The sequence below is a fragment of the Paracoccus sp. NFXS7 genome, from assembly GCF_040148865.1.
GTDB classification, from domain to species: Bacteria; Pseudomonadota; Alphaproteobacteria; order Rhodobacterales; family Rhodobacteraceae; genus Paracoccus; species Paracoccus marcusii.
Genome location: NZ_JAKEKV010000004.1, coordinates 173953 through 186161 on the forward strand (window position 1 = coordinate 173953; position 12209 = coordinate 186161).

Consider the following 12209-nt stretch of genomic DNA (forward strand, 5'->3'; position numbering starts at 1 on the left):
GGAGATGGGACAATGGCAGTGCAAAGCGGACGTGATCTGCTGATCAAGATGGACATGTCGGGCAACGGCACGTTCGAGACCGTGGCGGGCCTGCGTGCGACGCGCCTGTCCTTCAACGCCGACACCGTCGACGTGACCAGCATGGACAGCGCCGGTGGCTGGCGCGAGCTGTTGGGCGGTGCCGGCGTGCGCAGCGCGTCGATCGCCGGATCCGGCGTGTTCCGCGACGCGGCCACCGACGGGCGCGCCCGCCAGGCGTTCTTTGACAGCGAAATCCCGTTGTTCCAGGTCATCATCCCTGATTTCGGCACCGTGGAGGGCCGGTTCCAGATCACCGGCCTGGAGTACGCGGGCAGCCACGACGGAGAGGCGACCTATGAGATGTCGCTGGCTTCGGCAGGGGCGCTGACCTTCGTGGCGCTGTGATGGCCAACCCCATGCGCGGCGAGGTGTCGCTGATGCTGGATGGCCGGCCGCATGTCGCGCGCCTGACCCTGGGCGCCCTGGCCGAACTGGAGGCGCAGCTTGAGGCGGACGGGTTGACCGGGCTGGTCGCCCGTCTTGACGCCGGGCGTTTCTCCAGCCGCGAGATCCTGGCCGTGCTGGTGGCCGGGCTGCGCGGCGGCGGCTGGACGGGGCAGGCGGGTGATCTGACGGCGGTGCAGATCGACGGTGGTCCGCTGGAGGCCGCCCGCATCGCCGCCCGTCTGCTGGCCCTGGCCTTTCGGGCGCCTGCATGACCGGGCGCGCCGGGGGGCTGGACTGGGCGGGCCTGATGCGGGCGGGCCTGCAGGGGCTGCGTCTGCATCCCGATCAGTTCTGGGCACTGACCCCTGCCGAGTTGGGTCTGATGCTGGGAATGGGTCCGACGGCGCCCCGCATGACCCGTGACCGGCTGGCCGATCTGGCAGCCCGATATCCCGACGCGCCCGCACCGGCGGGCGTGGTCTTGGCTGAAACGACGGGGGATCATCAAGATGACCACACGTGACGGGACCGGCACCGCGCTGGACCAACTGGACGACGACCTGGGCCGCAATTCCCGCATGACGCAGGAGTTCCAGGCGGAACTGGGCAGATTGCGCCAGTCGATGATGTTCACCACGCGCGAGGTCGGTACCCTGTCCTCGGGGCTTGAGCGTGGCTTGGGCCGCGCCATCGACGGCCTGGTCCTGGACGGCGGCAAGCTGTCGGACGCGTTGAAATCCATCGGACAGTCGCTGGCAGATACCGTCTATGGCATCGCCATGAAGCCCGTCGAGAACGCTTTGGCAGGGTCGATCGCGGGCGGCATCGGCGGGATGCTGGGCGGGGTGATGCCCTTTGCCAAGGGCGGGGCATTCGCCAACGGCCGCACCATGGCCGGAGATGTCGTCTCCGGACCCACGGCATTTCCGATGCGCGGCGGTCAGGGGCTGATGGGCGAGGCCGGGCCCGAGGCGATCATGCCGCTGCGGCGCGGTCCCGACGGCAAGCTGGGCGTCGCCGCAGCCGGGGGAGGGGGATCGGTGAACGTGACGTTCAACATCCAGACCCCCGACGTGGCGGGGTTCCAGCGCAGCCAGTCGCAGATCGCGGCGCAGATGTCGCGCGTGCTGGCCCGCGGCGAGCGAAACAGCTGAGAGGAGGCAAAAGATGGCGTTTCACGACGTAAGATTTCCGACGAACCTGTCCTTTGGCGCCATCGGCGGTCCCGAGCGGCGCACCGAGATCGTGGCGCTGGCCAGCGGGTTCGAGGAGCGCAACACACCCTGGACGCATGCGCTTCGCCGCTTTGACGCGGGCATGGGCCTAAGATCGTTGGACGACCTGTCGGAGGTCATCGCCTTTTTCGAGGCGCGTGCGGGGCAGCTGCACGGGTTTCGGTGGAAGGATTGGTCCGACTACAAGAGTTGTCTGCCGTCAGCGGCCCCGGCATTCGGCGATCAGGTGATCGCGGTCGGGGACGGGCAAACGCGGGTCTTTCCGTTGTCGAAGGCCTATCGATCCGGGGCGACGGTCTATCGTCGGCCCGTGACCAAGCCGGTCCAGGGTTCCGTGCGCGCCGGGATCGGGGGGGCAGAGGTGTTCGTCGGCATCAACTATGCCGTGGACCATGTTGCCGGACGCATCATCTTTGACGAGGCCCCGGAGGCAGGCGCGGACATCTCTGCCGGGTTCGAATTCGACGTTCCGGTGCGCTTCGACACGGACCGGATCGTGGTATCCGTCGCGTCGTTCCAAGCCGGGCAGGTCCCCGACATTCCGGTCGTGGAGGTTCGGGTATGACGACGACGACAGTTGCACGGGCTTGGTCCGTGCGCCGAGCGGATGGTCTAACGCTTGGCTTTACCGATCATGACCAGCGGCTGGTCTTTGGCGGGGTGACCTTCCGCCCTGACCGCGGCCTGACCGCGCGGGCGCTGGTTCAGGGAACCGGACTGTCGGTCGACAACTCCGAGGCGGTCGGGGCGCTGAACGATGATGCGATCACCGAGCGCGACCTGATGGCCGGTCGGTGGGACCAGGCGGAACTGCGTATGTGGGAGGTCGACTGGGGCGATGTCGCCCGTCGCAAACTGGTGTTTCGCGGGTCTTTGGGCGAGGTCTCGCGTGCGAACGGGGCCTTCCGCGCCGAGCTTCGCGGCCTGTCAGACGCGCTGAACGCGCCGCAGGGGCGCGTCTATCATCCCCGGTGCAGCGCGCGCCTTGGCGATGGGGCGTGCAGGGTCGATCTGAGCGCGGAAAGTCTGAGCGTGCTGCGCCAGGTCCAGGGGATGGACGAGGGACGCGTCTTCACGTTCACCGCATTTCCGGCCTTTGACGCGGCCTGGTTCGATCATGGTCGGCTGGAGGTTCTGTCCGGAGCGGCGCAAGGTCTCCATGGTGCGGTCAAGAACGACACTGCACGCCCCGGTGGCCAGAGGATTATCGAGCTGTGGTCCAGTCTGGGCATCCTGCCCGCCACCGGCGACCAGATCCGGCTGACGGCAGGATGCGACAAGGCTGCGGACACGTGCCGGCTGAAGTTTCGCAATCAATTGAACTTTCGCGGGTTTCCGCATCTGCCGTCCGAGGATTGGCTGATGGCGCCTCAGGCAGGACGCCGGAATGGATAGCCCGGTCGTCGATGCCGCCCGGCTGTGGCTGGGCACGCCTTATGTGCATCAGGCCAGCGTCCGCGGCAGTGGCTCCGATTGCCTCGGGCTGATCCGCGGCGTCTGGCGCGACCTGTATGGGGCGGAGCCCGAGGCGCCCCCGGCCTATACCGCCGATTGGGCCGAATGCGGCAGCACCGAAGTGCTGCTGTCCGCGGCCATGCGGCACCTGGGTCCGGTCGATGATGCGCACTGGCAGCCAGGGCAGGTGCTGTTGTTTCGGATGCGGCAGGGCGCCATCGCCAAGCACTTGGGCATCCTGTCGGCCGCGGGCGATGCCCCGCGGTTTCTGCATGCCTATACCGGCCACGGTGTCATCGACAGTCCGCTGACCCCTCCGTGGCAATCCAGGATCGTGGCGCGGTTCCGCTTTCCCTGACCAATTCGAACGAAGGAGGCCCTTATGGCCACGATTGTCCTGTCTGCCGTGGGTGCGTCGCTTGGCGGAGGTTTCGGGGGGGCGGTCCTTGGGCTGTCGGGTGCCGTTCTGGGCCGTGCGGCAGGAGCCGTCCTGGGTCGTGCCATCGATCAGCGCCTGCTGGGCGGTGGGGCGAAGGCCGTCGAGACGGGCCGGATCGACCGCCTTCGCATCCAGACAGCCGGAGAGGGTATGGCCATCCCCCGGATCTGGGGACAGATGCGCCTGCCTGGGCATGTCATCTGGGCATCCGACCTTGAAGAGGTCACGCGGTCCGAAAGTGCGGGTGGTGGCAAGGGCGCACCCAGTACCCAGGTGACCCAGATCAGCTATCGCCTGTCTGTCGCATTGGCGTTGGCCGAAGGTCCGATCCTGTCGGTGGGCCGGGTCTGGGCCGATGGCGAGGAGATTGCACAGGCGGATCTGAACATGCGGATCTATCGTGGTGGCGAGGCGCAGATGCCGGACCCTGTGATCGCCGCCATCGAAGGCGACGCGGCCCCTGCCTATCGCGGGACAGCCTATGTCGTTTTGGAGAACCTGAGCCTTGAGCGGTGGGGCAACCGCATGCCGCAGCTGAGCTTTGAGGTGACATGCCCGGCACGTGACGGCAGCGGCCTGTCGCGCGACGTCCGGGCCGTCGCCCTGATCCCCGGCACGGGGGAGTATTCGCTGGCCACGACGCCTGTGACCGAAAGCGGTGACCTGGGCGAAAGCCGCAGCTTCAATACGAACACGCCGATGGGCGGGACCGACTTTCGCGCATCGCTGGATGTCCTGGGGCGCGAACTGCCGAATGTGGGTTCGGTGTCGTTGATCGTGTCCTGGTTCGGCAGCGATCTGCGCATCGGTCAGTGCCGCGTGCAGCCCAAGGTCGAATACCGTCAGGTCGACGGGGCGGAGATGCCGTGGCGCGCGGGTGGCATCGGCCGTGCGGACGCGGCCGAGGTCGCGCGCAAGGATGGACGTCCGATCTATGGCGGCACGCCGTCGGACCGCTCGGTGATCGAGGGGCTCAGGGCACTGTCGGCGTCGGGGCGCAAGGCGATCTTCTATCCGTTCATCCTGATGGAGCAACTGGGCGGCAACGGATTGACCGACCCTTACGGCGCGACCGAACAGCCTGCCATGCCCTGGCGGGGCCGCATCACGACCAGCGTCGCCCCCGGCCGGGCTGGCACCACCGACGGCACATCGGCCGCCGTCGATCAGGTGGCCGCGTTCTTCGGATCGGCTGCTCCGACCGATTTTGCGCGCATCGGTGAGACCGTCACCTATTCTGGCTCGGCCGAATGGTCGTACCGGCGGTTCATTCTGCACTATGCTCATGTCTGCGCGGCGGCGGGCGGTATCGATGCCTTTCTGATCGGGTCCGAGATGGTCGCGATGACCCAGATTCGCGGTCCGGGAAACACCTATCCCGCCGTGGCGGCCCTGCGCCGCCTGGCTGCAGATGTCCGCGGCATTCTTGGGCCGAACGTCAAGATCGGCTATGCCAGTGACTGGTCGGAATATTTTGGCCATCACCCCGGAAATGGAGAGCTGTTCTTTCATCTGGACCCGCTGTGGGCAGACCCGAACATCGATTTCATCGGCATCGACAACTATATGCCGCTGTCCGACTGGCGCGATGGCGACGACCATCTGGATGCGTCCTGGGGTCGGATCGACAATATCGACTATCTGCGCGCCAATGTCGCGGGAGGAGAGGGGTACGATTGGTTCTATGCCAGCGACGCCGACCGTCTGACACAGAACCGTACGCCCATCACGGACGGTGCTTATGACGAGGCGTGGGTCTGGCGTTACAAGGACCTGACGGGCTGGTGGCAGAACCTGCACTACAACCGCCCCGGTGGTGTGCGGCAGAGAGAAGCGACCGCATGGGTGCCCGGGTCGAAGCCGATCTGGTTCACCGAGTTCGGCTGCGCCGCCCTGGACAAGGCGACGAACCAGCCGAACAAGTTCCTGGACGCGATGTCGTCCGAGAGCATGCTGCCGCATTTCTCCGACGGTACGCGGAACGATGCGATCCAAGCTGCCTATGTCGAGGCGACGATGGCGCATTGGCGCGACCCCGCCAACAACCCGGTCAATGCCGATGGCATGCGGATGCTGGACGTGGACCGCGCGCATGCCTGGTGTTGGGACGCGCGGCCCTATCCGGCCTTTCCGGGGCGTGGTGATCTGTGGTCGGATGGTCCTGCATGGGATCGCGGACACTGGCTGAACGGGCGTGCGGGCGCCGTCACGCTGCGTGCGGTGGTCACGGACATCTGCAAGGGTGCGGGTGTAAGCGCCGTCGATGTGTCAGGAATATCCGGCGTCGTGCGGGGCTATGCCCTGCAGGGTTCCGAATCCGGGCGGGCAGCATTGCAGCCCCTGATGCTGGCACATGGGTTTGACGCGGTAGAGCGCGACGGCGTGCTGAAGTTCGTCTCGCGTGACGGACTGGCACGCGCGCAGATCGGACCCGATGACCTGGCCATCACCGGCGACGTGACCGGGTTCGAAACCGTCCGTCAGATGGAATCCGCGAACATCGGCCAACTGCGCCTCAGCCATGTCGCGGCAGGGGGCGACTATGCGGTCGCGACGGCCGAGGCCAGCCTGACGGATATCGACCGTCGCGCCGTGTCCGAAAGCGAACTGGCCATGGTGCTGACCCGCCCGGAAGGGCGCGCCATCACCGACCGCTGGATCGCCGAGGCCGAGGTGGCGCGCGATACCGCACGGTTCGCGCTGCCGCCGTCACGCGCGGATCTTGGCCCTGGCGACGTTGTCGTGACGCATATGCCGGGGCAGGAGAGCCGCCGCTGGCGGATCGATCGGGTCGAGCGGGCGGGCGCCATCACGGTCGATGCCGTCAGGGTCGATCCCGGCCTCTACACGCCGCGTCTGGCGCATCAGGATCAGGGCGGTATCGGCCGCTATCTGCCGCCGATGCCCGTGTTCCCGGTGTTCATGGACCTGCCCCTGCTGCGGGGCGACGAGGTTCCGCATGCCCCGTGGCTGGCGGTCGCGGCCCATCCCTGGCCGGGATCGGTCGCGGTCTATGGCTCCGCCGAGGCCGAGGGCGGGTTCGACCTGAACCTGATGCTGCAACGCCGCGCCCTGATCGGTCGGACGCTGACGCCATTGGGGCGTGCAAGCCCGGGTCTGATCGACCGGGGCGAACCGCTGCGTCTGCGGATGCTTCGCGATCCGTTGCGGTCCGTGAATGAACGCGCGTTGCTGTCGGGTGCGAACGCGATGGCGATCGGGGACGGCAGCCTGACCCGATGGGAGATCATCCAGTTCGCGAACGCAGAGCTGGTGGCCCCGGACACCTGGCAGATCAGCCGCCGCCTGCGTGGGCAGGCCGGCACGGATGCGATTATGCCGGATGTCTGGCCCGCTGGCAGTCTGGTCGTGCTGCTGGATGGCGGCCCGCGCCAGGTCGACCTGCCACCCTCCACTCGCGGCCAGGAGCGGTTCTGGCGGGTGGGTCCGGCCCTGCGGGCGCCGGACGATGCCAGCTACCGCAGCCGTACGACGGTCGCGCCGGGGATCGGGCTGCGGCCCTATGCGCCCTGCCACCTGCGCAAGCAGGGCAACGACATCACCTGGATCAGGCGTAGCCGGATCGAGGGTGATGGCTGGGACGGCGCCGACGTTCCGCTTGGCGAGGAATCGGAACGCTACCTGCTGCGCCTGATCCAGGCGGGGCAAATCGTCGCCGAGACGCAGACCCAGACCCCGTCATGGACCGTCCCCACGGCGGTCCGCGACCAGTTGCAGCCCGGACAGGTCACGATCGAGGTGGCTCAATTGTCGCAGACCTTCGGGCGCGGCCCCTTTGCAAGGAGAGACTTCAATGCCCAGTGAAACCGCGCGCCTTCAGATGGCCCTGTTGCAGCCCGCGCAGGCCCAGAAGCACGTCACCGTCAACGAGGCGCTGATGCGGCTGGACGGCATGGTAAACCTTGTATTGCAGAGCATGTCGACGCAGACGCCCCCGGCAACGGTTCTGGATGGCCAGTGCTGGGGCGTTCCCGCGGCGCCCACGGGGGCATGGGTGGGGCAGACGGGGCGCATCGCCGTCGGATCGAACGGCGGGTGGGTCTTTCTGCCGCCGTCCCGCGGCATGCGCGCGTTCGTCGCCGACAGGGGGGTGGAGGCCATTCATGACGGCACTGCCTGGATCGTCGGCGCGATGAGCATGGGAAGCCGCGGGTCGGGCCTGGTCACCGGGATGGCCGAGGGCGAGGTCATCCTGGGCACGGGCAGCAGCACGGTGACCGGGGTCTTCATCCCGGCGGGTGCGCTGGTGATCGGAGCTGTCGGGCGGGTTACGGCCACTCTGACCGGTTCGCTGACCGGCTGGCGTCTTGGTACGGCGGGGGCGTTGAACCGCTTCGGTCAGGGCCTTGGCAAGCAGCAGGATTCATGGGCAAGGGGGATGCTTGGTTCGCCCATGGCCTATTACCAGGCCGATCCGCTGATCGTCACGGCCGAGGGCGGCACGTTCACGGGCGGGCGCATCTCTCTGGCGGTGCATTGGCTGGAAATGCGGCTACCGAACTGATCGACCGGGCCCGCCCGTCTTTTCCCGGACCGCATTCTGTCCTATGTAGGAGGTTAGACAGACCGGGCGGGCCCAAGATGAACATGCTGCATACCGAAAAGACACCGCTGTCCCTGGACCGTGATGCGATCTGGGCGCAGCTGCGCGACGAGGGGCGGGCGGCAGCCGCCGCCGAGCCGCTGTTGGGTGCGCTGATCCATGCGGGGCTTTTGCATCACAAGAGCCTTGAGGCAGCACTGGCCTATCGGCTGTCGCTGAAGCTGGCATCGGGCGAGATGAGCGAACAGATTCTGCGCGAGATCGCCGATCATGCCTATGCCAATGCCCCCGAACTGGGGGACGCCGCGCGGGCCGACCTGATGGCGGTCTATGACCGCGATCCGGCGACACATCGGCTGATCCAGCCGCTGCTGTTCTTCAAGGGGTTCCAGGCGCTGCAGGCCTATCGGATGGCGCATTGGCTGTGGCAGCAGGATCGCAAGGATCTGTCGTACTTCGTCCAGATGCGGTGCTCGGAATGCTTTGGGGTGGACATCCATCCCGCAGCGCGCATCGGCACGGGCATCATGATGGATCACGCCCATTCCATCGTCATCGGTGAGACGGCGACCGTCGGCAACGACGTGTCGATGCTGCATTCCGTGACGCTTGGAGGGACCGGCAAGGAGGATGGCGACCGTCATCCCAAGATCGGCGACGGCGTGCTGATCGGCGCGGGCGCCAAGGTTCTGGGTAACATCCGCGTCGGGCACCATTCGCGGATTGCGGCCGGGTCGGTCGTGCTGCACGAGGTTCCGTCCTGTAAGACCGTCGCGGGCGTCCCCGCCCGCGTCATTGGCGACGCAGGTTGCCCCGAACCATCGCACAGCATGAACCAGCTGCTGGGCGCCGACGACTACGGCTAGGGTCAGTCGGCCCTGGCGCTGCCTCTCAACTCGTCGAGGGTGATGCGCTGGCGGGTCAGCCGGTCGTCCAGCGCCTCTGCCAGGCGGGGCGCAATCGACAGTCCCTGATAGATCATGGCCGAATAGATCTGCACCGCCGTGGCGCCGGCTCGCAGCTTCTCCCACACATCGTCCACGCTGGTAATACCGCCGACGCCGACAAGCGGCAAAGCGCCTTTCGTTTCCCGATACAGCAGGGAAAGGACGCGGGTGGACCGGGCGAACAAGGGGCGACCTGAAAGCCCACCTGCCTGTCCGGCATGCGGTCCGGTGATGCCGTCACGCGACAGCGTCGTGTTCGTGGCGATGATGCCGTCCAGCTTGGCATTCATGGCGACCGACGCGACCTGCGCGATTTCAGTGTCGGTCAGATCCGGGGCGATCTTGACGAAAACCGGCACGCGCTTCGCCAGGCGGTCCCGCGTTGTCAGAACCCGGTCCAGCAAGGCAGACAGTGCCTCTGCCCCCTGCAGGTCGCGCAGGCGTTCCGTGTTCGGCGACGAGACGTTTACGGTCACGAAATCCGCTGATTGTCCCGCGACGCGCAGGACTTGGGCAAAGTCCTCGGCCCGGTCCGTGCTGTCCTTGTTGGCGCCTAGGTTCAATCCGACCGGCACGCCCGCGGGACGCGCCGCCAGGCGCCGGCCGATCACGTCCGCACCTTCGTTGTTGAAGCCGAACCGGTTGATGATGGCTTGTTGTTCCGTCAGTCGGAACAGGCGCGGTTTGGGATTGCCCGGTTGCGGGCGCGGTGTGGCGGCCCCGACCTCCAGAAAGCCGAAGCCGGACCGCATCAGGGGGGCGATGACGCGCGCGTTCTTGTCGTATCCCGCGGCAAGGCCAATCGGGTTGGGCAGCGTCATTCCCGCCAGAGACACCTGCAACCTGTCGGATGTCACCGCTCGACCGTGCAGCGGCACCACACCGCGTGCCAGCGCCGCGATCGACAGGTCGTGCGCCCGTTCGGGGTCAATGCGGTGCAGCGCGGCAAGTCCCAGCTTTTCGACCACGCTCATGGCGCGATCCCCGTGTCGTGACCCGCGTCGGTCAGGCCAATGGGTCGCGACCATTGCACATCCGCCAGCGTCAATGCCCGGTACAGATGCGGGAACAGCGCCCCGCCGCGCGACGGCTCCCACCGCAGATCGGGCGCCAGGGCGTCCGGATCGCATGACAGCAGGATCAGCCCGTCCTCATTCGCAAAATGCTTGGACAATGTCACCGACAGCTGCTGGGCCGTCGAGAAGTGGATATAGCCGTCGGCCAGATCGACGGGCGCCCCGAGGGTGCGGCCGTCCTGCTGCATCTGGGCCCATTCGGCCGCGCGAAATACTTTGAAGATCTGCATGGCGGCATTTGCCTCCGCCCGGGGCTGCGGGTCAAGACGTCATCGGCCTCCATGCTGCCCAGGGACCTGAAGGTTTGACCCGCCCCGTCGGCTGCGCCAAGCTGCCGGGGCCAACCAACAGGGCCACATAGGGAATCAGGGATGACACGACGCCTTCTTGCCGCCGCATCCGCCATCGCGCTGTTCGCAGGAACCGCGCAGGCCGAAACCGTTCTGCACATTCTTCACACGAATGACGTCCACAGCCGGATCGAGCCGATCAGCGACCGCGACAGCACTTGCGATGCGGAACAGACCGCCGCGGGCGAATGCTTTGGCGGGATGGCCCGCATCGCCACCAAGATCAAGGAACTGCGCGACCGGATCACGGCCGAGGGCGGGAACGTCATCGTGCTGGATGCGGGCGATCAGTACCAGGGGTCGCTGTTCTACACGACCTACAAGGGCACCGAGGTGGTCGAATTCATGAACGCCATCGGATATGACGCGATGGCGGTCGGCAACCATGAGTTCGACGATGGCCCCGAGGGTCTGGCGGTACTGACCGATGGCGTCGACTTTCCGGTCCTGTCCAGCAACATCGACGTTTCCCAGTCGAACGTGCTGGCCGACAAGGTCGCCAAGCATACCATCCTGGAGGTCAGCGACCACAAGATCGGCATTGTCTCGGCCCTGGCCATGGACACACCTGAAACGGCGTCGCCCGGGCCCAATGTCATCTTTCAGGATGACGCCGACAGCCTTGCCGCGGCAGCGGCGGAACTGGCCGATCAGGGCGTCGACAAGGTCATCGCCCTGACCCATGTGGGCTATCTGCGCGATCTGGAGCTGGCGGCCGAGGTGCCGGGGATCGACGCGATCATCGGCGGTCATTCGCACACGCTCGTGGGCGACATGGAGGGCGCGACGGCGGCCTATCCGACGATGGTCGACGGGGCTGACGGCGCGCAGGTGCCGGTGGCGCAGGTCTATGCCTATGGCAAGTATCTTGGCCATCTCACGCTGACCTTCGATGATGCGGGCGTTTTGACGTCGGTCGAGGGCGAGCCCATTCTGCTGGACGCCTCGGTTCCCGAGGACGAGGCGATCGCTGCGCGCGTGGCCGAGATGGCCGAACCCATTGCCGCGCTGCGCGAGGAGGTGGTGGCCAGCACCTCGGCGCCGATCAACGGCGACCGGGACGTCTGTCGTGCGCAGGAATGCGAGATGGGCAACCTGGTGGCCGACGCCATGCTGGACCGCGTAGCGGATCAGGGCGTGACCATTGCCATCCAGAACGGTGGTGGACTGCGCGCGTCTATCGACGAAGGCGAGGTGACGATGGGCGAGGTCTATACCGTCCTGCCGTTCCAGAACGTCCTGTCGACCTTTCAGCTGACCGGTGCCGATGTCGTCGCCGCACTGGAGAACGGCGCCAGCCAGTACGAGGAGGCCGCAGGCCGTTTCGCGCAGGTGGCAGGACTGAAATATACCGTCGATCCTGCTGCTGAATCGGGCGCGCGCATCAGCGAGGTGATGGTGCAACAGGATGGCGAATGGGTGCCCATCGATCCTGCGGCGACCTATGGCGTTGCCACCAACAACTACATGCGCGGGGGCGGCGACGGGTACGAGGTCTTCGCGACGGGCGGCCAGAACGCCTATGATTTCGGACCCGACCTGGCCGAAGTCGTGGCGGATTATCTGGGCGCGCGTCAGGAGGGCTATGCCCCCTATGTCGATGGCCGCATCACCGTGAAATGACGCCAAGGGGTGCCGGGCCGTGGGTCCGGCACCCGCTTTTTGCGGTCCGCGC

General features: G+C 66.7%; 13 protein-coding genes. 11 read left to right on the top strand and 2 right to left on the bottom strand.

The genetic code is table 11. The features are described from left to right. Positions 1–12: 12 nt before the first annotated feature. From LZ686_RS09335 to cysE, 10 genes are all read left to right on the top strand, one after another. Positions 13–426 carry a phage major tail protein, TP901-1 family gene (locus tag LZ686_RS09335; protein WP_045999351.1) on the top strand — a complete coding sequence of 138 codons (414 nt, stop codon included), beginning with the start codon at positions 13–15 and terminating at the stop codon, positions 424–426. Continuing rightward, positions 426–740, top strand: a complete 315-nt coding sequence (locus LZ686_RS09340; protein WP_148911741.1) for a gene transfer agent family protein — start codon at positions 426–428, stop codon at positions 738–740. The genes LZ686_RS09335 and LZ686_RS09340 overlap by 1 nt, the downstream gene beginning before the upstream one ends. Further along, positions 737–991, top strand: a complete 255-nt coding sequence (locus tag LZ686_RS09345; RefSeq protein ID WP_127898340.1) for a rcc01693 family protein — start codon at positions 737–739, stop codon at positions 989–991. Before LZ686_RS09340 ends, LZ686_RS09345 begins: the two co-directional genes overlap by 4 nt. Beyond that, positions 978–1622, top strand: a complete 645-nt coding sequence (locus LZ686_RS09350; RefSeq protein WP_127898341.1) for an RcGTA-type gene transfer agent tail tape measure protein — start codon at positions 978–980, stop codon at positions 1620–1622. The genes LZ686_RS09345 and LZ686_RS09350 overlap by 14 nt, the downstream gene beginning before the upstream one ends. Positions 1623–1635: 13 nt before the next feature. Next, on the top strand, positions 1636–2268 hold the full coding sequence (locus LZ686_RS09355; RefSeq protein ID WP_349547589.1) for a phage distal tail protein, Rcc01695 family: 633 nt from the start codon (positions 1636–1638) through the stop codon (positions 2266–2268). Then, complete coding sequence (locus LZ686_RS09360) at positions 2265–3098, top strand: phage/gene transfer agent baseplate hub protein (protein WP_349547590.1); 834 nt, start codon at positions 2265–2267, stop codon at positions 3096–3098. Before LZ686_RS09355 ends, LZ686_RS09360 begins: the two co-directional genes overlap by 4 nt. Next, positions 3091–3516: an NlpC/P60 family protein gene (locus tag LZ686_RS09365; protein ID WP_349547591.1), complete on the top strand. Its 426-nt coding sequence runs from the start codon at positions 3091–3093 to the stop codon at positions 3514–3516. Before LZ686_RS09360 ends, LZ686_RS09365 begins: the two co-directional genes overlap by 8 nt. Positions 3517–3540: 24 nt before the next feature. After that, positions 3541–7422: a baseplate multidomain protein megatron gene (locus LZ686_RS09370; protein WP_349547592.1), complete on the top strand. Its 3882-nt coding sequence runs from the start codon at positions 3541–3543 to the stop codon at positions 7420–7422. Further along, the gene (locus LZ686_RS09375) at positions 7412–8122 is read left to right on the top strand and encodes a DUF2793 domain-containing protein (RefSeq protein WP_349547593.1); all 711 of its coding nucleotides are present in this window, start codon (positions 7412–7414) and stop codon (positions 8120–8122) included. Before LZ686_RS09370 ends, LZ686_RS09375 begins: the two co-directional genes overlap by 11 nt. A gap of 77 nt (positions 8123–8199) precedes the next feature. After that, positions 8200–9027 carry a serine O-acetyltransferase gene (gene cysE, locus LZ686_RS09380; protein WP_045999342.1) on the top strand — a complete coding sequence of 276 codons (828 nt, stop codon included), beginning with the start codon at positions 8200–8202 and terminating at the stop codon, positions 9025–9027. Between the two features lie 2 nt (positions 9028–9029). Here the strand turns inward: cysE and LZ686_RS09385 are convergent, their stop codons facing one another. Both LZ686_RS09385 and LZ686_RS09390 read right to left on the bottom strand, forming a co-directional pair. Next, on the bottom strand, positions 9030–10082 hold the full coding sequence (locus tag LZ686_RS09385; RefSeq protein ID WP_349547594.1) for a quinone-dependent dihydroorotate dehydrogenase: 1053 nt from the start codon (positions 10080–10082) through the stop codon (positions 9030–9032). Then, on the bottom strand, positions 10079–10414 hold the full coding sequence (locus LZ686_RS09390) for a DUF952 domain-containing protein (RefSeq protein WP_139597533.1): 336 nt from the start codon (positions 10412–10414) through the stop codon (positions 10079–10081). Before LZ686_RS09390 ends, LZ686_RS09385 begins: the two co-directional genes overlap by 4 nt. A 141-nt stretch (positions 10415–10555) precedes the next feature. On the opposite strand from LZ686_RS09390, the gene LZ686_RS09395 reads away from it, so the two are divergent. Next, entirely contained in the window at positions 10556–12157 is a 1602-nt protein-coding gene (locus tag LZ686_RS09395) for a bifunctional metallophosphatase/5'-nucleotidase (protein WP_349547595.1), read from the top strand. Positions 12158–12209 lie beyond the last annotated feature (52 nt).

Bases quoted from the DNA above. Each gene is read 5' to 3' on its own strand.
- LZ686_RS09335 (WP_045999351.1), top strand. From the start codon at position 13: ATGGCAGTGCAAAGCGGACGTGATCTGCTGATCAAGATGGACATGTCG.
- LZ686_RS09340 (WP_148911741.1), top strand. From the start codon at position 426: ATGGCCAACCCCATGCGCGGCGAGGTGTCGCTGATGCTGGATGGCCGG.
- LZ686_RS09345 (WP_127898340.1), top strand. From the start codon at position 737: ATGACCGGGCGCGCCGGGGGGCTGGACTGGGCGGGCCTGATGCGGGCG.
- LZ686_RS09350 (WP_127898341.1), top strand. From the start codon at position 978: ATGACCACACGTGACGGGACCGGCACCGCGCTGGACCAACTGGACGAC.
- LZ686_RS09355 (WP_349547589.1), top strand. From the start codon at position 1,636: ATGGCGTTTCACGACGTAAGATTTCCGACGAACCTGTCCTTTGGCGCC.
- LZ686_RS09360 (WP_349547590.1), top strand. From the start codon at position 2,265: ATGACGACGACGACAGTTGCACGGGCTTGGTCCGTGCGCCGAGCGGAT.
- LZ686_RS09365 (WP_349547591.1), top strand. From the start codon at position 3,091: ATGGATAGCCCGGTCGTCGATGCCGCCCGGCTGTGGCTGGGCACGCCT.
- LZ686_RS09370 (WP_349547592.1), top strand. From the start codon at position 3,541: ATGGCCACGATTGTCCTGTCTGCCGTGGGTGCGTCGCTTGGCGGAGGT.
- LZ686_RS09375 (WP_349547593.1), top strand. From the start codon at position 7,412: ATGCCCAGTGAAACCGCGCGCCTTCAGATGGCCCTGTTGCAGCCCGCG.
- cysE (WP_045999342.1), top strand. From the start codon at position 8,200: ATGAACATGCTGCATACCGAAAAGACACCGCTGTCCCTGGACCGTGAT.
- LZ686_RS09385 (WP_349547594.1), bottom strand. From the start codon at position 10,082: ATGAGCGTGGTCGAAAAGCTGGGACTTGCCGCGCTGCACCGCATTGAC.
- LZ686_RS09390 (WP_139597533.1), bottom strand. From the start codon at position 10,414: ATGCAGATCTTCAAAGTATTTCGCGCGGCCGAATGGGCCCAGATGCAG.
- LZ686_RS09395 (WP_349547595.1), top strand. From the start codon at position 10,556: ATGACACGACGCCTTCTTGCCGCCGCATCCGCCATCGCGCTGTTCGCA.